Source organism: Sphingomonas sp. (assembly GCF_965200105.1).
In the GTDB taxonomy this organism is placed as follows: Bacteria; Pseudomonadota; Alphaproteobacteria; order Sphingomonadales; family Sphingomonadaceae; genus Solisphingomonas.
Genome location: NZ_CBDATN010000002.1, coordinates 847,826 through 865,501, shown reverse-complemented (window position 1 = coordinate 865,501; position 17,676 = coordinate 847,826). Strand labels below are relative to the sequence as shown.

Below are 17,676 nucleotides of genomic sequence, written 5' to 3'. Positions count from 1 at the left end.
ACCACGAGGAGAGTTTCGAGCGATGGCGAACTGGTCTGACCCTCGGCCGACGGCTGTTCCGCGCGCCGCCACGGGTGCGCGTGAGGCGGCCTTCGACGCAGGCCTGCGGACATACATGCTGTCCGTCTACAACTATATGACGTCGGGCGTGCTGCTTACCGGCATCGTTGCGATGTTGTTCGCGCAAGGCGGAGTGGATTCGCCGGCGGCGCAGGTTTTCATGCACGGCGGGCTGCTGCGCTGGGTGGTGATGCTGGCGCCGCTCGGCGTCGTAATGTGGCTGAGCTTCGGCATCGCCCGCCTGTCTGACACGGGCGCCAAGGCGCTGTTCTGGGCTTACGCGGTACTAATGGGACTGTCTTTGTCGTCGATCCTGCTGGTCTATACCGGCGGTTCGGTTGCGCAGGCCTTCTTCGCGACGGCGGCCGGCTTCGCGGGGCTGAGCCTCTGGGGTTATACGACGAAGCGCGACCTGTCGGCGATGGGCAGCTTCCTGATGATCGGCGTAGTCGGCCTGCTGGTCGCCATGCTCATCAACATGTTCGTGCGCTCGGGGCCGATGGACCTCATCATCTCGGTCGTCGGCGTGCTGCTGTTCGCGGGGCTTACGGCCTATGATACGCAGCGGATCAAGAGCGGCTACTTCCAGGTGCGCGGCACCGCCTTCGTCGCCAAGTCGGCGGTGATGGGGGCGCTGCAGCTCTATCTCGACTTCATCAACATGTTCATGTTCCTGCTGCGCTTCATGGGCAACTCGCGCAACTAAGGCGCGCGTCATTGTTGCAAGCGGAGAGCCGGCGGAGTGATCCGCCGGCTCTTCCTACTTGAAGGAAGGCATCGGGCCGTCGTGCTCGGCGACGCGAGCGAACGCCGGCCGTGCCTCGAGCCGTTCGACATAGGCGCGAAACGACGGTCGGTCGGGTATCGTGCCGAAGCGCAGGTGAAAGCCAAGATTGGCGCCGACATAGAGGTCGGCGGCGCTGAAGCGATCGGACGCGATATAATCTCGTCCGTCGAGCGCGTTCTCCAGCGCGTCAATCACGGCATCGAAGCCCGAGTAGCCGACCAGCCCGGCTTTCTCCTTCGGAATTTCGCGGCTCAGAGCGCGGTCGATAATCGCTGAGTCGAGAGGCGAGGCGGCGAAGAACAGCCAGCGGTAATAGCGCGCCCGCTCGCTTCCGGGAGGCGCCAGGCCGGCGTCCGGAAAGGCATCGGCGAGGTAGGCGCAGATCGCGGCATTCTCGGTCACGATCTCGCCTCGGTGGACGATCGCGGGAACCTTGCCCATCGGATTGATCGCCAGATAGTCCGGCGCCTTCATCGTCGTGCCGTAGTCGAGCAGCACCGTCTCGTAAGGCACGCCGACCTCCTCCAGCATCCAGCGGGCGGTACGCCCGCGCGACATCGGGTGGGTGTAGAGGACAAGGTCGCTCACGCGAGGTTCTCCTTGAGGAAGGCGATGGTGCGATCCCACGCCAGCGTCGCCGCGCGAGCGTCGTAGCGGGCGGGCGCGGTGTCGTTGTGAAAGGCATGGTCGACATTCGGGTAGGTGAAGGACCGGAAGCGCTTGCCAGCCGCCGACAATGCCTCGACCCATGGCTTGGCGCTAGCGTCGACCCGGCTGTCCAGCCCGGCATAGTGGAGCAGCAGCGGCGCACGGACGTGTCGAGCCTCGGCGGGATCAGGCGCGGGACCGTAGAAGGAGACGATCGCCGCCGCCGCCGGATCCGCCGCCACGGCGACCCGATCGGCGAGTGCGCCGCCCCAGCAGAAACCGACGACGCCGACCTTTCCGGTCGAGCGCCCCCTCGTCGCCAGCCAGTCCACCGCCCCGGTTGCGTCACGCGTCGTCCGAGCGAGGTCCAGTGCCGCGATCATGGCGCGGGCGCGATCCTCGTCGGGGGGCGTGCCGCCCGACGGCGTCAGCAGATCGGGCGCGAGGGCAACGAAACCCGCCACCGCCAGCCGTCGCGCGACATCGCGCGTATAGGGTTGAAGCCCGCGATTCTCGTGGAGGACGACCACGCCGGGGTGGGTTCCGGATCGAACCGGTGCGGCACGGTAGGCGTCGAGCACGCGCCCCGGTGCGACTTCCAGCGACACCATGTCCGATCTCACGCGCGGATCCCGCTCGGGGATCAAGGCGGCGGCGGCCGGATCGGCGGCGAGGCCCGCGACGAGCAGGTTGGCGGCCGCCGCGCCGCCGGCCAGCCGCGTCACCTCCGCCATGAAGCGGCGCCGATCGCCATGCTCGTGGGTGAAGCGATCATGCGCCGCGATCGCGAAGCGGCGGAGCTCCTCGTCCATCTTGATCTCCTTGTCGCGAAGCTAGACCTGTGGCGGGAGCGGGCGCAAGCGCGGCATCGCACGACGGCTACTCACGAGTTTTGCCGATCAGGCGGGTCCGTCCGGCGGCTCCCGGTCGAGCAGCAGCGTCATTCTCGCGGTCGCCACCGGACGGTCGGGATCGTCCTGCCAAGCGCGCGCCTCGACGGTAGCGATGCGCGCGCCGAGACGGACGATCCGCGCCGCCGCCCAGGTTTCGCGCTCGCGCGCGCCGCGCATGAAGTCGAAGCCCACCGACACGGGTTTGGCGACCGGTGCCTGCTCCTCAGCGGCCAGCGCGTGGCGAAGCGTGCCGACCGCTGCAATCTCCAGCAGTCCGCCGAGCGCGCCGCCGTGAACGAAGCCCGGCCGCCCGACGATGTCGGGCGCGAAGTCCAGCCGGAACAGCGGACCGTCCGGCCTCTCCTCCACGGAGACCCCCAGCCACAGGGCGTAGGGCGGCAGCGTAAGCGCGATCATGGTGCGGTGTACATGTAGGTGCCGGCGATCGTGGCGATCGGATCGCCCGCGTCGCCGTCGTGCGCCTCGCCACGCACGAAGGCGATGTGGCGGGTGATGCGGTAACACTCGCCGCGCCCGATCACCGTCCGCCCCGGCAACGCCGCGCGCAGATAGTCGATGCGGAAGTCGAGCGTCGCCTGCGGCCGAAAGCGGCCGAGCCTGATCCAAGCAGCCAAGCTTGCCGCCATGTCCATCAACGCAAGGATCGGCCCGGAGGCGAGCACGTTGCGTTCCACATCGCCGATCAGTTCGGGCCGATGATCGAGCGCCAGCGCGCACCAATCGGCGCCGTAGTCGACGGGCCGGATGCCGAGCGCTCGATTGTGTCCGATCCCCGCGACGATGCGGATCAGCATGTCGGCGTCGAGCCGCTCCTCAGTCCCGTCCATCGGCCGAGCGGTAATCGTCGGGCGAGCGGACGGCAACTTCGTCGACGGAAGCCGATAAAAACCATGTAACTTCCCTGCGCACGCGCCGTGGTTCCAGTCTTGCCCATGGAGCCGAGGGGAAGATCATGACGCCGTCGTCTGCCACCGTCCGCCCGCGCCTCCGTATCGCGACGGACAACATCCCGGATCTTGCCCGTCCGGTGCAACTGCATGGCACGCTGGCGCGCGCCGACGTGGGCGGTGGCGCCTGCTTCGGATCGCGGTGCCCATCATCACCCACCGATGCAGTCACGTCTGGCGGCCTAGCGCATCGATCCCGCGCGTCGCGCCGAGGCTCGCGCCGCTCAGGTCGCGATCGCGCGACGCTGGGCGGCCGCAGGGCCTCTCGCTCCGCTCGTGCGCGCGCTAGACAGGCTCAGCGACACGCACGCGGAAGATATGGCGGCGCTCGTCCGGCCGCTGCTCGTCGGGGCAGTCTGGCTGGACGATGCGGTGAGCGCGCTCGCCGCCACTATCTGCGCCGAGCCGCTGCTCGATCCGCCTCGCGGCCATCCGCAACGACGCGCATGAGGGCCGGCTGCTTGTCCAGCATCGTGACGCCATGATCCATGCCGGCTTCGGTGCGCGCGATCACGTATTCGCCAGGCGCGCGCGGCCGCGCGCGGGCGCCATCGTCGTGCCGGGGCAGCTCGGCCTGGTGCGCGTGCTGAGCGGCGGCGGTGGCACCTTGTTGCTACGACGTAGCGGGTGGCACGCCGATGCACCCCGGCCGCGTTGCGAGTACGAGGGTACCAACCGGCTCTCGGACGGCGACTTTCGCTACGGCCCGCAGGTCGTCATGCTCCGCCGCAGCGCGTGGCTGGTTGCTGCGGATGAAAATGTGACCGGCGGCCGACGATCCGCTCACCCTGACCAACGGGCGTAGCGCCTTCTTCTACGGCGTGCCGTGCGACCATGACTTGGACTTCCTGACGATCGGACATCACGGTCCCGGCTGCGAAAGCGACTATTCGGAGTATCGCGCCGAAGACGTCGCCGGCGCGCCGGGCGAGGCGGTGGACCTTCGCCACGCCGGCCGGCACCGGCTGGAGCCGGGCCGTATGATGCTCTACCGCGCGTCGCGACGCGCACGACCAGAAGCCGCCGCGATCCTCTTCCGTATCGTTCAATCTCGTCGGCGCGACCGGGCGCGATGCCTGGTATCCGCAATTCCGCTTCGATCCGGGGCACTCACTGATCGAGGAGGTGCTGAACCGGACCGCGATCGACGGGCTGGTCGCGCTCGCCGCGCATTTCGAAGATGGCGAGGGGCGCGACGGCGTCGAGCATGTCGTGCATACTCATCCGGTCGAACGCATCCGTCAGGGGCGATCCGCGCGCCGGCAGCCGCCGCGGCAAGCGAGGCCGAGTGCCTCGCGATCCTGGAGGCAGCGCGGCAAGATATCGTCGTGGCGCCGCTTGCCGCGCGGGCACTGGCGGAGACCGCGCGCTTGGGAGAGGCGGGTCCGTAGCGGAGCCATCCCGGCTTGGCGGCGTGCCTGTCGTCGGCAGGTTGGCCTTATGGGCGGCGGCGGGAGGGTGGCGATGATCGGCGGCGAAGCCGATCGCGCGGCCGTCTGTGGCGCTACGCCGATCGCCGCCGCGCAGCTCGCCGAGGCGGACACGATCTGCTGCTCGTCACCGCCGACCGGCTTGCCAACGTGCCGCCGTCGGGTATCCCCGTGCTGGTCCTCGACGCTTCCGGCGATCCGGCGGCCTGCGCGGCACTACTTGACGCGGGGGCGGCCGACCTCGTCGGGCGCGACGCCGATCCGGTCGAGATCCGCGCCCGCATCCGCGCTACCCTCAGGAGAACCGCGCCGACCGTTTGCGCCGATCTCGCGATCGACGCCGCCGCTCGACGCGTGTCGCGCCGCGGCCGTGCGATCGCGCTCAACCCGCGTGAATGTGCGGTGCTGGCCTGCCTCGCCCGCCATCGCGACCGAGCCATCAAGCGCGCGGCGCTGTACGGAGCAGTCTGGGAGCGCGACTTCGATCCCGGCACCAACGTCGTGGCCGTCTCGCGGTGTCAGGGTGCGCGTCAAGCTGGAGGACAGCGGCAAACGGCTGATCCACATCGTGGCGGGCGGCTACATGCTCTCGGCGGTTGCCGCGCGGTGAGGCGACGGGCAGGACGCGCACGATGCGCGTCCTCATCCTCCCGCTGCTGCTGCTCGCGGCCGCGCCGCCGTCCAATCCCGACGCTCGCTTCCGGACGCTGGCGGCCGAGGAATATGGCTGGCGCGAGGGGATCGAGGCGCGATCCGTGGGCGAGGGCGCGGCTCGCATCCTCTCGCCGCACCTGCCGGACGTCTCGTCCGCCGCCGAGGAGGCGCGTACGCGGCGATGGACCGCGACGCTCGCCGCGCTCGACGGGATCGCGCCCGCCTCGCTATCGCCCGAGGTGCGGCTCGACTATGCGGTCTATCGCGGGCAGGTCGAGGCGCTGCTCGCCGCCCAGCGCTTCCGCGAGTGGGAGAAGCCCGCCAACTCCGACTCCAGCTTCTGGGACGTGCAGGAGTTCGCGGGCGACGAGCCGCTGCGCTCTCCCGAGGAATATCGCCGCTACGTCGCCCGGCTCGGCGAGCTGCCGCGCTATTTCGATCAGCAGATAGCGAACATGCGGGCCGGCGCGGCGCGCAGCTTCACCCCGCCGCGCGTAACTCTGACGGGCCGCGACGTGGCGATCGCGGCGGTGGCCGATGCGCGGAGGGCGGAAGATACCGGCTTCTGGAAGCCACTCGCGACGCTGCCGTCGAACGTAGCTCCAGCCGAGGGCGAGATGTTGCGCGCGCAGGCGCGGCAGGTGATCGAGCATCAGGTGGTGCCCGCCTACGCGAAGCTGCTCGGCTATTGGCGGAACGACTATGTTCCGCACGCGACGACGGTGCTGGCGGCCGAGAAGCTGCCCGACGGCGTCGCCTACTATCGTAGCAAGATCCGCGAGTTCACCACGCTCGATCTCGCGCCTGACCAAATCCATGCGATCGGCTTGTCGGAGATGAAGGGCATCCGCGAGGAGATGGAGGCGGTGATCCGCCAGACGGGCTTCACCGGCGACTATCGCGCGTTCCAGCAGATGCTGCGCACCGATCCACGCTTCTACGCGAGGACGCCCGAAGAGCTGCTCAAGGACGCGGCCTGGATCGCCAAGCGCTTCGACGGCAAGGCGTCGACTTGGTTCGGGCACCTGCCGCGCGGTCGCTTCGCGATCCGGCCGGTGCCGGCGGCGATCGCGCCCTTCTACACCGCCGGACGCGGCGGGGGCGGACGTCTACCTGCTCAACACCTATGATTTGCCCAGCCGCCCGCTGTTCCAGCTCACCGCGCTGACCTTGCACGAGAGCGCGCCCGGCCATAGCTTCCAACTCTCGCTGGCGGAGGAGGACAAGGACCAGCCCGCCTTCCGTCGCCGCGAATATATTTCCGCCTACGGCGAGGGCTGGGCGCTCTACTGCGAGCGGCTGGGCGATGAGATGGGCATGTACGAGACTGCCTATGATCGCTTCGGGATGCTGTCCTATCAGGCGTGGCGGGCGGCGCGGCTGGTGGTGGATACCGGCATCCATCATCTCGGCTGGACGCGTCTGAAGGCGGTTGCCTATCTCCACGACAACACCGCGCTCTCCGATCGCGAGATCGGCACCGAGGTGGATCGCTACATCAGCTGGCCGGGGCAGGCGCTCTCCTACTATCTCGGCGAACGCAACATCCGGGAGAACCGAGCGCGCGCCGAGAAGGCGCTGGGTGCCCGCTTCTCTCTGCGCGCCTTCCACGACGTCGTGCTGCAGCTGGGATCGGTGCCTCTGCCCGAGATCGATCGCCGCATCGATCGCTTCATCGCCGACGGCGGCCGCGGCCCCTATCCCGACGACGAGTAGGGCGGTACGCTGGCGCCCATGATCCGCCTCGCCGCCCTCGCGCTTCTGCTCGCCGCGCCCGCGATCGGCGCCGCGCCCAAACCCGCCACCGTTCGCGTCGACATCAAGACGTCCGACGGCGCGATCGAGATCGAGCTAGAGCAGGCCAAGGCGCCGATCTCGACCGCCAACTTCCTGGCGTATGTGGATCAGAAGCGGTTCGACGGCACCAGCTTCTACCGCGCGGTGAAGGTGGGCGAGGGCTACGGCTTCGTGCAGGGTGGCACGCGCAACGATCCGCGCCGCACGCGGCCGCCGATCGCGCACGAGCCGACGACCAAGACGGGGCTCAGCCACGTCGATGGCGCGATCTCGCTCGCGCGGCTGGCGCCGGGCACCGCGGCGGGGGACTTCGTCATCACCGTGGGCGCGATCCCGTCGATGGACGCTGATCCAGCCGCCAAGGGCGACAATCAGGGCTTTGCGGTGTTCGGCCGCGTCGTCGACGGCATGGACGTCGTGCACCGCATCCTGGAGGCGCCGAGGGGAAAGGGAGGCGACGGGGTGATGAAGGGCCAGATGCTAGCGAGCCCGGTAAAGATCCTGTCGGCGCGCCGCGTCCCCTGAAATTCCACGCAACCGAGCGGCCTCCCGCCCGTTCGGCGGCGGTGAGGGTTCGGCGCTGATGCACGGCAGGGACGCCGCCGCGCAGCCGCGGCTCGACGCGCTGTCGCTCGATATTCTCGACGGCTCGGTGGTGGTCCCGGCGCGAGGCGCGGGGATCATCGCCCGCGCGCGCGCCTATGTCGGCCCCGCCATGCTGGTGGGCGTCGGCTATATGGATCCGGGCAATTGGGGCACCGATCTCGCCGCCGGGGCGGGACACCGCTACGCGCTGCTCTGGGTGTTGGTGCTGGCGAGCGCAATGGCGGTGGTGCTCCAGGTTCTCGCCGCCCGCCTGGGCCTTGCCACCGGCCGCGACCTCGCCCAGGCCTGTCACAACTATTACCCGGCCTGGACGCGGATTCCCAACTGGCTGCTCGGCGAGGTGGCGATCGCGGCGTGCGACCTCGCCGAGCTGCTCGGCAGCGCGATCGCGTTGAACCTGCTGTTCGGCATACCGATGCTATGGGCGGTGCTCGTCACCGGTGCCGACGTGCTGCTGCTCCTGGGTTTTCAGCGCGTGGGGATGCGCGGCATCGAAGCGGTGGTCGCGGTGCTCGTCGCGACGATCGCCGCCTGCTTCATGATTGAGCTGTTCGTTCTGCCCGGCACCCGGCCCGATCTGGCCACGATCGGGGCCGCGCTGACGTCACCGGGGCTGCACGGCGCGGCACAGGCGACGATCGCGGTCGGGATCATCGGCGCCACCGTTATGCCGCACAACCTCTATCTCCACTCCGCACTGGTGCGCAGCCGCCGGATCCCCGAGGAGCCCGATGCGCGGGGATCGGCGATTCGCTGGAACGTGGTCGACACCGTGGCCGCGCTCTCCTTCGCCTTCCTCGTCAACGCCGCGATCCTGCTGCTCGCGGCGGCGGTGTTCCACGGGCGCGACGCGGCGGTGGTGGACGGCGTTCGCATCGCGCTCGGCCCGGACAGCGACTGGATCCGCGTTGCCTACCTGACGCTCGCGCCCCTGATCGGCATCGGCGTGGCGAGCACGCTGTTCGGCGTGGCGCTGCTCGCGTCGGGCCAAGCTAGCACGATCACCGCGACGATCGCGGGCCAGGTGGTGATGGAAGGCTTCCTCAACCTCCGGCTCACGCCGTGGAAGCGGCGGCTGGCGACGCGACTGGCGGCGCTGGTGCCGGCGATCGCGGTCGTCGGCTTGCGCGGAGCCGATAACCTCAACGACCTGCTGGTGGTGAGCCAGGTCGTGCTCGCCTTCCAGCTTCCCTTCGCGATGCTGCCGCTGCTTCATTTCACGAGCAGCCGGCGGATCATGCGAGGGGTCGCCAGCGGCCCTCTGCTGCTCGCCGCCGGCTGGGGAAGCGCCGCCGTCATCATCGGCTTCGACCTTTACGGCCTCCCCGGGATCGTCGCCGACATCGCCCACATCTTGGGGGCTTGACGGAGACGATCTAGCAACATTCGTTCACTGTTGCCTTCGCGCATCGTCATCGCACTGTCACGAAGCAGACACGAGTCCGTCATCCAGCGCCCCTAGCCGCCGCCCTCGGGAGACAGGGCAACGCGCTCAAGGGGGCTCAACATGACGTTCCGGACTATCCTTCTCGCGACCGCCGGTGTCGCGACGCTCGGCGGCGGTTCCGCCGCGATCGCCGCGCCCAAGCACCGCGCCGCCTCGTCGGGAGGCGATCGCGAGCTGATGGAGCAGGTGCGCGCATTGCGCGAGCAGGTCGAGGCGCTGCAGGCACGGATTGATCAGCAGGGGCAGAACCAGGCCGAGACCACCGCCGTCGCCACCGCTGCCAAGGCGCAGGCCGATACCGCGAATCAGGCAGCCGCCGCCCAGCAGGCGCAGGTCCAGACGCAGCTCGCGCAGCAGTCGGCGGATGTCCAGAAGCAGCTCGACAAGGCCGCGCACCCGGACAAGATCAACTTCAAGGGTATCACGATCACGCCCGGCGGCTATCTCGAACTCGCCGGTATCTATCGCAGCCGCTTCCAGGGCGACGACATCGCGTCGAGCTTCGCGATCCCGTTCCCAGGCCAGAGCCATCCCAGCCACGTCTCCGAAGGCCGCTTCTCGGCGCGCCAGAGCCGCCTGTCGGTGCTCGCCGAGGGCAAGCCCAACGCCAACACCACGCTCGCCATGTACGGCGAGTTCGACTTCCAGGGCGCCGCGCAGACGTCGAACTCCAACCAGTCGAACAGCTACGTGCCGCGCATTCGCAACCTCTACGGCACGATTGACTGGAACAGGGGCGATTACGGCCTGCACTTCCTCGCGGGCCAGAACTGGTCGCTGTTGACGATGAACGGCAAGGGCATCACTCCGCGCAACGAGGTGACGCCGCCGCAGATTGACGCGCAGTACGTCCCCGGCTTCTTCTGGGCGCGTCAGCCCGGCATCCGCCTGACCGGCGACTTCCTGGATCACCACCTGTGGATCGCGGCGTCCGCCGAGAACCCGCAGACCACCTTTGGTGGCACCAGCGCACCGACCGGCGTCGTCGCGGCGGTGAACGGCCAGGGCCTGGGCGGCGCAACCGGCACCATCACCTGCCCGCAGCCCAACTCGCCGGCAAGCGCCTGCACCGTCACGATCGGATCGACGACGCAGGCGGCGCCGTCGGGCTCGTTCCAGCAGTTCTACAATGGCGTTGGCTCGTCGCTCTCGCTCAATCACGTGCCGGACTTCATCGGCAAGGTCGCCTACGAGACGGTGATCGCCGGCCACGCGCTGCACGTCGAGGGCTTCGGCATCTACCGTACCTTCTCCGAGCATTTCGACGGCACGCAGAGCAACGGCTCGGCGCACAGCTTCGGCTACGGCGGCAGCGTGGCGCTCCAGGTCGTGCCCAAGCTGCTCGACGTCCAGTTCTCCGGCATCGGCGGGCGGGGCATCGGCCGCTACGGATCGGCAGGCCTGCCCGACGTGACCTTCGACCGCGAAGGCGAGATCCACCCGATCAGGGAGTTCATGCTGCTCGCCGGTGCAACCCTCCACGCAACGCCGAAGCTCGACATCTACGGCTTCGCGGGCGAGGAGCAGGAATATCGCAAACTGTTCGATGGCGGCGCCACTGGCCTGGGCCTGCCGACCGCCAACAACACGGGCTGCTTCACCGAGGCGCCGACCACGCTCGGCAGCAGCACCTGCGCGGGCAATACGCGGCGCATCCGCCAGGTGACGGCGGGCGCGTGGGACAAGATCTACCAAGGTTCGTTCGGCCGCGCCCAGGTGGGCGTGCAGTACAGCTACACCCAGCGCCAGCTCTTCGAGGGCGTGGGCGGGATGCCGCAGACGCACAACAACATGGTGTTCGTCAGCTTCCGCTACTATCCGTTCTGATGCTCGAAGGGGCGGCGCAACCAAAGCGCCGCCCCCGCGCTTCTCGGCGCATGACGGTATCCGCGATCCTCTTCGACATCGACGGCACGCTGGTGGACAGCAACGGCTGGCACGTTCGTGCGTGGCGCGAGGCTTTCGCCGGTCACGGCCACGACATCGCGGACGACCGCATCGCCGCCCAGATCGGCAAGGGCGGCGACCTGCTCGTGCCCACGCTCCTTCCCGAGGCGACCGAGGATGAGCGCGAAGCGATCGCCGACGCGCACGACACGATCTTCAAGTCCCGCTACCTCGATCGTGTCCAGCCCATCGCCCACGCGCGCGACCTGATCGAGCGGGTGCATGCCCAAGGCGCCCGCGTTGTCCTCGCCTCCTCGGCCAGCAAGGAGGAACTCGACCATTATGTCGGGCTGCTCGACATCGCCGACTTCGTCGACGCGTCGACCACTTCCGAGGATGTCGAGACCTCCAAGCCGGCGCCCGACATCTTCGCGGTCGCGCTCGAGCGGATCGGCGATCCAAAGACGGTGCTCGCCGTCGGCGACAGCCCTTACGACGTGGAGTCGGCCGGCAAGGCGGGCGTGAGGACGGTCGCCGTCCTCTCCGGTGGCTTCCCGCGCGAGCGTCTGGCTGACGCCGTCGCGATCTACGCGAACGTGGGCGAGCTGCTCGACCGGTTGGACGAGAGCCCGCTCGCCGGCTGACGAGCCGTTCTCGGCACGATCATGCGGGTGCGGCGTTGCCCCTTAGACTATCCGTCAGGAGCGCACCGCCATGTCCCACAAGCCGAAGGTTCCTGCTGGCGCCACCTCGCCTTACCCGCTTGATGCGTCGCAGGCGGCGAACCGCGACGAAGCCAGACAGGATCTCGCGGAGGCCGCCGCCGCCGGGCTGAAGCCGGAGCAGGGCGGGAGGAGCCTGCGCTTCGCGGCCGGGGCGGCGATCGGATCGGCGGCGATCGCCGGCGCGCTCCTTTTCTACAACCGATTCCGCTCGCGCTGAGGAAAGTGCCGGCTCGGCGTCGTCAACGCTCGTCGACGAACGGATACGCCGCCCGGATCGCGTCGGCCGCCCGCTCGACGCGCTCGATTAGATATGCCGTCCCGGCCGGGCGAACCTCCCAGTTGCAGTGGGCGTGGGTGGCACGCGCATACACCTTCAACTCCCCGACGGCGCGTCGCCACCGCGCGGCGCTCCCGCCATCCGCCCTCACGAGGTCGCGGACGAGGAGATCGCGGAGATCGGCGGTCGTCACCGCGTGTCGGCGGTGCGCGCCGAACCTACCCTCATTGCAGGAAGCCCCACCGTCTCGTCGCCGGCTCCGCCTGCGCCCATTTCCAGTGATCGCCGCGCTGGCAGGCGGTGGTGAGATAATAGCCTCGCCGGGTGTCGGCCTTTCCGACCAGCACGGTGAACACCACTTCCTTGCATGGCGCGAGCACGTTGGGGATGTCGCGGACGACGGTGACGAAGCCGTGCTGGTTGCCGAGCGGGATCTTGTGCCGGATCTCCCACGGGGTGCCCTGCCCCACGGCAAGCGTGCCCACCGCGTCGGCAATGCGGTCCTGCTCGGCCTGCTGCCGCTTGCGCGCGATGGTGCGGGAGAGCGAATCGACCGCCGCCTTGGTGCCGATGCCGACCGCGTAGCCGAGCGCCGGGTTGGCGGTGCCGCTGCCGCTGGCCGCGCCGGTGACCGCCCCGGCGATCGAGCCGGCATTCGTGCAGCCTGCGAGCAAAAGGCTAAGCGCGGCCGCGAGGCCGGCAGAGCGCCAGCCACGACAGCCGTTCACTGCAACGAACCCCACCGATCGGTCGCGGGTTCGGCGGACGCCCACTTCCAGCTTTCGCCGTCGCGGCAGATGGTGGTCGTGTAGAAGGCGCGCTCGGGCTTGCCCTTCCTCACCCCGTCGACCGAGAAGATCACCTCCTTGCAGTCGAGCCCGCCGGCCTGAATCAAGCGGCTGATGGTCAGTTCGCCATGCTCGTTCCGCTCGACCGACACGCTGTAGTGGCCCGAGGTCCACTGGGCGGTGGCGCCGACGCCGAGCGGCCCGGCGGCGGCGGCGATCGCCTCTTGCTCGGTCCGATGGGTGCGCTTCTCCAGCGCCTTCACGCCTGCGGAGGCGGCCGCCGCGACGCCTAGGCCGATGCCCGAAGTGACGGCGGCACTCTTGGTGACGGCACCGGCGATGCTGGCGCTCGCCACGCCCGCCCCGGCGGCGCCGCCCTGCGTCAGCAGCGGGCCACATCCAGAGAGGCCCAACCCCATGGCGAGGAGCAGCGGCTGGAGATGATGGGCCGAACCCCTGCGCTGTGAGGAGAGGACAGATACGCTCATCGGGCTCCCGGACGCCGCGCCGGCATCGCCGACAAGCCTAGCGCTCGCATCCCTCTAGCGCTGGAACCGGCTCAGGCAACCGGCTTGTCGCCAATCCGCCGGTTGCCGCCAGCGCCTTGGACACGCCGCGCCGAACACCCTTGGCCACCTGGGCGCGCATCGTCACATGGCCCCATCCCATGCTGACAGGCGCGCGAGGAAACTTTCGCCGGCGACGGATCTCGTGCGACGACATTCGCGGACGCGGGTGCTGCTCCGCCGACACAGGCCGGTCGCCAAGCTGACGCGACTGGGCAACATCCCTGGCGGTGCCGCCGGCGCTTCTTGCGATTGCGTTCACGGCCGGCCGTTGAGCCACCCGGTCCAGAGCCGCCATGCTGCCGCATGGCGACAAGTCGGGAGTCTCGGGTGCGCCTCAGCCCTCGAACATGCCCTTCAGCCGCGAGAAGAAACCTTCCGCCTGCGGGGACTCCTCGCCCGTCTCGGTTTCGCGGAATTCGGCGAGAAGGTCGCGCTGGCGCTGGGTAAGCCTGGTCGGCGTCTCCACCACCACTTCGACGACGAGGTCGCCGCGCCCGCGCCCGTTGAGCACCGGCATCCCGGTGCCACGATGGCGAAGCTGCTTGCCCGACTGGATGCCGGCGGGGATGCGCACCGTCGTCACCTCGCCGTCGAGGCCGGGCACGTCGATCTCGCCGCCCAGCGCCGCCACCGTGAAGCTGATCGGCGCGCGCGCGAGGAGCGTCGTGCCGTCGCGCTCGAACACGGCGTGGCGGCGGACATGGAGGAAGATGTAGAGATCGCCCGGCGGCGCGCCTCGCCCACCCGCCTCGCCCTCGCCGGTGACGCGGATGCGCGTCCCCTCGTCGACGCCGGCGGGCACGCGCACCTCCAGCGTCTTCTCCTTGTCGACGCGGCCCTCGCCCCGGCAGGCGCGGCACGGCGACTGGATGACGCGGCCCGCGCCGTGACAGGTGGGGCAAGCCCGCTCGATCACGAAGAAGCCCTGCTGCGCGCGCACCTGTCCGCGCCCCGCGCAGGTGGGGCAGGTGGTGGCGTGCGTGCCGGGCTCGGCGCCCGTGCCCTCGCAGACTTCGCAATGGGCGGCAACGTCGATCGTCACCTGCGCGGTCTTGCCGTGGAACGCCTCGTCGAGGCTGATCTCCATGTCGTAGCGCAGGTCCGCGCCGCGCCGCTGGCCCTGACCGCCCTGACGGCGCCCGCCGCCCATGAACTCGCCGAACACGCTCTCGAAGATGTCGGAGAAGCCCTCGAAGCCCTGGCCCCCACCACCGCCGCCGCCCTGCTGCGTGTAGGCGGCGTGGCCGAAGCGGTCATAGGCGGCGCGCTTCTGCGGGTCCTTCAGGCAATCATAGGCGACGCTGATCGCCTTGAACTTGGCCTCCGCGTCGTGATTGCCGGGGTTGCGATCCGGGTGGAACTGCATCGCGAGGCGCCGATAGGACGACTTGATCGTCTTGTCGTCGGCAGTGCGCTCGCATTCCAGCAGCTCGTAGAAGTCGATGTCCACGCTCACGCGTCGCTCCTGAACCCTCTCCCGTGAGCGGGAGAGGGAGGGGCCCGCCGTCAGGCGGGAGGGTGAGGGCGCGCGGGCGAAGCTCGCGCGTTCCGCGCTCGCGCCCTCTCACCCAACCCTCTCCCAAACGGGGAGAGGGCTTCGATACGCTTACTTGCTGTCGTCGACTTCCGAGAACTCGGCGTCGACGACGTCGTCCTGCTTGGGGGCGTCCGCGCCGGTGGACGCTTGCGCGGCCTGCTCCTTCTCGTAGATCGCCTGGCCGAGCTTCATCGCGACCTGCGCGAGCGCCTGCGCCTTGTCGGTCATCTGCTGGGGCTCGTTCGACTCGACCGCCGTCTTCGCCTCGGCCACCGCCGCCTCGATCTCGGACTTGAGCGACGCGTCGACCTTGTCGCCATGCTCCTGCAACTGGCGCTCGGTGGAGTGGATCAGGCCTTCGGCGTTGTTCTTCGCCTCGGCCGCCTCGCGACGCTTCTTGTCCTCCTCGGCGAAGCGTTCGGCATCCTTGACCATGCCGTCGATGTCGCTGTCGGAGAGGCCGCCCGAGGCCTGGATCTTGATCTGCTGCTCCTTGCCCGTGCCCTTGTCCTTGGCGGATACGTTGACGATGCCGTTGGCGTCGATGTCGAACGTCACCTCGATCTGCGGCACGCCGCGCGGGGCGGGGGGGATGCCGATCAGGTCGAACTGGCCGAGCATCTTGTTGTCCGCCGCCATCTCGCGCTCGCCCTGGAAGACGCGGATGGTGACGGCGTTCTGGTTGTCGTCCGCCGTAGAGTAGGTCTGCGACTTCTTGGTCGGGATCGTCGTGTTGCGGTCGATCATGCGGGTGAACACGCCGCCCAGCGTCTCGATGCCCAGCGACAGCGGCGTCACGTCGAGCAGCAGCACGTCCTTGACGTCGCCCTGGAGGACGCCCGCCTGGATGGCGGCGCCCATCGCGACCACCTCGTCGGGATTGACGCCGGTGTGCGGCTCCTTCCCGAAGAAGGACTTCACGACCTCACGCACGCGCGGCATTCGCGTCATCCCGCCGACGAGCACGACCTCGTCGATCGCGTCGCCCTTGAGGCCCGCGTCGGCGAGCGCCTTGCGGACGGGCTCGATCGAACGCTGGATCAGCGGCTCGACCAGCTTCTCCAGGTCGGCGCGGGTGATGTTCTTGACGAGGTGCTTGGGGCCGTTCTGATCGGCGGTGATGAAGGGCAGGTTGACCTCGGTCGCCTGTGCCGACGACAGCTCGATCTTGGCCTTCTCCGCCGCTTCCTTCAGGCGCTGAAGCGCGAGGCGATCCTTGGTGAGATCGATGCCCTCGTCCTTCTTGAAGCCCTCGGCGAGATACTCGACAATGCGGGCGTCGAAATCCTCGCCGCCGAGGAAGGTGTCGCCGTTGGTCGACTTCACCTCAAACACGCCGTCGCCGATCTCCAGCACCGAGATGTCGAACGTGCCGCCGCCCAAGTCGTAGACCGCGATCGTCTTACCGTCCTGCTTCTCAAGCCCGTAGGCGAGTGCCGCAGCGGTGGGCTCGTTAATGATGCGCAGCACTTCAAGGCCGGCGATCTTGCCGGCGTCCTTGGTCGCCTGGCGTTGGGCGTCGTTGAAGTAGGCGGGAACGGTGATGACCGCCTGCGTGACCGTCTCGCCGAGATACGACTCCGCCGTCTCCTTCATCTTCTGGAGCGTGAAGGCGCTGATCTGCGAAGGCGAGTAATCCTCGCCGCCGGCCTGCACCCAGGCGTCGCCGTTAGGGCCCTTGACGATGTGATAGGGGACGAGCTCGGTGTCCTTGCGGGTGATCGGATCGTCGAAGCGGCGGCCGATCAGGCGCTTCACCGCGAACACGGTGTTCGCGGGATTGGTGACGGCCTGGCGCTTGGCGGGCTGGCCGACCAGCCGCTCGCCGTCCTTGGCGAAAGCGACGATCGACGGCGTGGTGCGCGCGCCCTCCGCATTCTCGACGACCTTGGGCTTGCCGCCCTCCATCACCGACACGCACGAGTTGGTCGTGCCGAGATCGATACCGATAACCTTGGCCATGTAGTTGATCCCCGTGGAAACTCTCGATTGAACGACGAGCCGCGCTTGGCCCCCTCACAAGAAGCGAAGCCGGCGCGGAGTGACGTTGGGCGATATAGGGGGGGCGGGAGTTGCTGCAAGTTGCTCGGCCGCCTAATCACGGCAGCGTCACGATCGGGGACGGATTGGTATGCGGATCGGGTTGCTCGCGCTGCTCTTGCTGGCAGGCGCCTGCCACGATGCCTCGGCGGACAGGACGCGGGTGGACCATGCCTGGGTGCGGCTGCCGGCGCTGCCCGATCGCCCCGGCGCGGCCTACCTCGTCGTGCACGGCGGCGCCGAGCCCGTGCGGCTGGTGGCGGTGGACGCCGCGGCCGCCGGATCGAGCGAGCTTCACCGCAGCATGGGCAAGCCCATGGCGGGCGGCATGTCCGCCATGTCGATGGAGCGCGTCGACGGCATCGACGTGCCGGCGCATGGGCAGGTGGCGCTGGCCCCGCAAGGCTATCACGCGATGCTGTTCGCGCTCGATCCCAAGCTCAAGGCGGGATCGAAGGTGCCGCTCACCATCCGCCTCGCCAAAGGCCAACCGATCGCGGTGGAGGCGAAGGCGGTGGGGGCTGGCGACGCGGCGCCCTACTAAGCGCCTTCTCCGTTCTCCC

General features: G+C 69.0%; 19 protein-coding genes and 2 pseudogenes. 11 read left to right on the top strand and 10 right to left on the bottom strand.

Translation table 11 applies throughout. The features are described from left to right. The first annotated feature begins 22 nt into the window (after window positions 1–22). Complete coding sequence (locus tag ACOFKX_RS05535; RefSeq protein ID WP_419826066.1) at window positions 23–766, top strand: Bax inhibitor-1/YccA family protein; 744 nt, start codon at window positions 23–25, stop codon at window positions 764–766. A gap of 54 nt (window positions 767–820) precedes the next feature. On the opposite strand, the gene ACOFKX_RS05530 is transcribed toward ACOFKX_RS05535, so the two are convergent. The 4 genes from ACOFKX_RS05530 to ACOFKX_RS05515 all read right to left on the bottom strand — a co-directional run bounded on the left by ACOFKX_RS05530 (window position 821) and on the right by ACOFKX_RS05515 (window position 3,236). Then, window positions 821–1,435 carry a glutathione S-transferase family protein gene (locus ACOFKX_RS05530; RefSeq protein ID WP_419826065.1) on the bottom strand — a complete coding sequence of 205 codons (615 nt, stop codon included), beginning with the start codon at window positions 1,433–1,435 and terminating at the stop codon, window positions 821–823. After that, window positions 1,432–2,307: a dienelactone hydrolase family protein gene (locus tag ACOFKX_RS05525; RefSeq protein ID WP_419826064.1), complete on the bottom strand. Its 876-nt coding sequence runs from the start codon at window positions 2,305–2,307 to the stop codon at window positions 1,432–1,434. The genes ACOFKX_RS05530 and ACOFKX_RS05525 overlap by 4 nt, the downstream gene beginning before the upstream one ends. Window positions 2,308–2,394: 87 nt before the next feature. Further along, a complete protein-coding gene (locus ACOFKX_RS05520; protein ID WP_419826063.1) occupies window positions 2,395–2,805 on the bottom strand; it encodes a PaaI family thioesterase in 411 nt (136 codons plus the stop codon). Further along, window positions 2,802–3,236, bottom strand: coding sequence for a PaaI family thioesterase (locus ACOFKX_RS05515; protein WP_419826062.1), 435 nt, complete (start codon window positions 3,234–3,236; stop codon window positions 2,802–2,804). Before ACOFKX_RS05515 ends, ACOFKX_RS05520 begins: the two co-directional genes overlap by 4 nt. Before the next feature lie 438 nt (window positions 3,237–3,674). On the opposite strand from ACOFKX_RS05515, the gene ACOFKX_RS05510 reads away from it, so the two are divergent. Continuing rightward, window positions 3,675–3,806 (top strand): hypothetical protein, encoded by a 132-nt coding sequence (locus tag ACOFKX_RS05510; RefSeq protein ID WP_419826061.1) that lies wholly within the window; start codon window positions 3,675–3,677, stop codon window positions 3,804–3,806. A gap of 31 nt (window positions 3,807–3,837) precedes the next feature. Then, window positions 3,838–4,161, top strand: coding sequence for a hypothetical protein (locus tag ACOFKX_RS05505; RefSeq protein ID WP_419826060.1), 324 nt, complete (start codon window positions 3,838–3,840; stop codon window positions 4,159–4,161). An 841-nt stretch (window positions 4,162–5,002) separates the two neighbouring features. Here ACOFKX_RS05505 and ACOFKX_RS05500 read toward each other — a convergent pair. Then, window positions 5,003–5,212, bottom strand: a complete 210-nt coding sequence (locus ACOFKX_RS05500) for a hypothetical protein (RefSeq protein WP_419826059.1) — start codon at window positions 5,210–5,212, stop codon at window positions 5,003–5,005. Between ACOFKX_RS05500 and ACOFKX_RS05495 the strand changes: the two are divergent. The 7 genes and pseudogenes from ACOFKX_RS05495 to ACOFKX_RS05465 all read left to right on the top strand — a co-directional run. Next, a pseudogene (locus ACOFKX_RS05495) lies at window positions 5,192–5,236 on the top strand (hypothetical protein); the annotation flags it as partial. The gene ACOFKX_RS05500 and the pseudogene ACOFKX_RS05495 sit on opposite strands and share 21 nt — an antisense overlap. A gap of 182 nt (window positions 5,237–5,418) precedes the next feature. After that, a pseudogene (locus ACOFKX_RS05490) lies at window positions 5,419–7,156 on the top strand (DUF885 domain-containing protein). 18 nt (window positions 7,157–7,174) lie between these two features. After that, window positions 7,175–7,762: a peptidylprolyl isomerase gene (locus ACOFKX_RS05485; RefSeq protein WP_419826058.1), complete on the top strand. Its 588-nt coding sequence runs from the start codon at window positions 7,175–7,177 to the stop codon at window positions 7,760–7,762. A 58-nt stretch (window positions 7,763–7,820) separates the two neighbouring features. Then, complete coding sequence (locus ACOFKX_RS05480; protein ID WP_419826057.1) at window positions 7,821–9,209, top strand: Nramp family divalent metal transporter; 1,389 nt, start codon at window positions 7,821–7,823, stop codon at window positions 9,207–9,209. 141 nt (window positions 9,210–9,350) lie between these two features. Further along, entirely contained in the window at window positions 9,351–11,117 is a 1,767-nt protein-coding gene (locus ACOFKX_RS05475; RefSeq protein WP_419826056.1) for a hypothetical protein, read from the top strand. Between the two features lie 50 nt (window positions 11,118–11,167). After that, window positions 11,168–11,821 (top strand): HAD family hydrolase, encoded by a 654-nt coding sequence (locus ACOFKX_RS05470; RefSeq protein ID WP_419826055.1) that lies wholly within the window; start codon window positions 11,168–11,170, stop codon window positions 11,819–11,821. 70 nt (window positions 11,822–11,891) lie between these two features. Then, a complete protein-coding gene (locus ACOFKX_RS05465; protein ID WP_419826054.1) occupies window positions 11,892–12,119 on the top strand; it encodes a hypothetical protein in 228 nt (75 codons plus the stop codon). Between the two features lie 22 nt (window positions 12,120–12,141). Here ACOFKX_RS05465 and ACOFKX_RS05460 read toward each other — a convergent pair whose 3' ends face one another. The 5 genes from ACOFKX_RS05460 to dnaK all read right to left on the bottom strand — a co-directional run bounded on the left by ACOFKX_RS05460 (window position 12,142) and on the right by dnaK (window position 17,035). After that, window positions 12,142–12,372, bottom strand: coding sequence for a hypothetical protein (locus ACOFKX_RS05460; RefSeq protein ID WP_419826053.1), 231 nt, complete (start codon window positions 12,370–12,372; stop codon window positions 12,142–12,144). A gap of 31 nt (window positions 12,373–12,403) precedes the next feature. Continuing rightward, entirely contained in the window at window positions 12,404–12,907 is a 504-nt protein-coding gene (locus ACOFKX_RS05455; RefSeq protein ID WP_419826052.1) for a hypothetical protein, read from the bottom strand. After that, complete coding sequence (locus ACOFKX_RS05450; RefSeq protein WP_419826051.1) at window positions 12,904–13,455, bottom strand: hypothetical protein; 552 nt, start codon at window positions 13,453–13,455, stop codon at window positions 12,904–12,906. Before ACOFKX_RS05450 ends, ACOFKX_RS05455 begins: the two co-directional genes overlap by 4 nt. Window positions 13,456–13,870: 415 nt before the next feature. After that, entirely contained in the window at window positions 13,871–14,992 is a 1,122-nt protein-coding gene (dnaJ, locus tag ACOFKX_RS05445; RefSeq protein WP_419826050.1) for a molecular chaperone DnaJ, read from the bottom strand. 150 nt (window positions 14,993–15,142) lie between these two features. After that, window positions 15,143–17,035 (bottom strand): molecular chaperone DnaK, encoded by a 1,893-nt coding sequence (gene dnaK, locus ACOFKX_RS05440; protein ID WP_419826049.1) that lies wholly within the window; start codon window positions 17,033–17,035, stop codon window positions 15,143–15,145. 169 nt (window positions 17,036–17,204) lie between these two features. Here dnaK and ACOFKX_RS05435 point away from each other — a divergent pair, with 169 nt between their 5' ends. Further along, the gene (locus tag ACOFKX_RS05435) at window positions 17,205–17,657 is read left to right on the top strand and encodes a copper chaperone PCu(A)C (protein WP_419826048.1); all 453 of its coding nucleotides are present in this window, start codon (window positions 17,205–17,207) and stop codon (window positions 17,655–17,657) included. Window positions 17,658–17,676: the final 19 nt, after the last annotated feature.

Coding starts and splice junctions, on each gene's coding strand:
- ACOFKX_RS05510 (WP_419826061.1), top strand. CDS start 3,675: ATGGCGGCGCTCGTCCGGCCGCTGCTCGTCGGGGCAGTCTGGCTGGAC.
- ACOFKX_RS05525 (WP_419826064.1), bottom strand. CDS start 2,307: ATGGACGAGGAGCTCCGCCGCTTCGCGATCGCGGCGCATGATCGCTTC.
- ACOFKX_RS05475 (WP_419826056.1), top strand. CDS start 9,351: ATGACGTTCCGGACTATCCTTCTCGCGACCGCCGGTGTCGCGACGCTC.
- ACOFKX_RS05515 (WP_419826062.1), bottom strand. CDS start 3,236: ATGGACGGGACTGAGGAGCGGCTCGACGCCGACATGCTGATCCGCATC.
- ACOFKX_RS05470 (WP_419826055.1), top strand. CDS start 11,168: ATGACGGTATCCGCGATCCTCTTCGACATCGACGGCACGCTGGTGGAC.
- ACOFKX_RS05450 (WP_419826051.1), bottom strand. CDS start 13,455: ATGAGCGTATCTGTCCTCTCCTCACAGCGCAGGGGTTCGGCCCATCAT.
- ACOFKX_RS05535 (WP_419826066.1), top strand. CDS start 23: ATGGCGAACTGGTCTGACCCTCGGCCGACGGCTGTTCCGCGCGCCGCC.
- ACOFKX_RS05520 (WP_419826063.1), bottom strand. CDS start 2,805: ATGATCGCGCTTACGCTGCCGCCCTACGCCCTGTGGCTGGGGGTCTCC.
- dnaK (WP_419826049.1), bottom strand. CDS start 17,035: ATGGCCAAGGTTATCGGTATCGATCTCGGCACGACCAACTCGTGCGTG.
- ACOFKX_RS05500 (WP_419826059.1), bottom strand. CDS start 5,212: ATGGCGGGCGAGGCAGGCCAGCACCGCACATTCACGCGGGTTGAGCGC.
- ACOFKX_RS05485 (WP_419826058.1), top strand. CDS start 7,175: ATGATCCGCCTCGCCGCCCTCGCGCTTCTGCTCGCCGCGCCCGCGATC.
- ACOFKX_RS05480 (WP_419826057.1), top strand. CDS start 7,821: ATGCACGGCAGGGACGCCGCCGCGCAGCCGCGGCTCGACGCGCTGTCG.
- ACOFKX_RS05505 (WP_419826060.1), top strand. CDS start 3,838: ATGATCCATGCCGGCTTCGGTGCGCGCGATCACGTATTCGCCAGGCGC.
- ACOFKX_RS05465 (WP_419826054.1), top strand. CDS start 11,892: ATGTCCCACAAGCCGAAGGTTCCTGCTGGCGCCACCTCGCCTTACCCG.
- ACOFKX_RS05435 (WP_419826048.1), top strand. CDS start 17,205: ATGCGGATCGGGTTGCTCGCGCTGCTCTTGCTGGCAGGCGCCTGCCAC.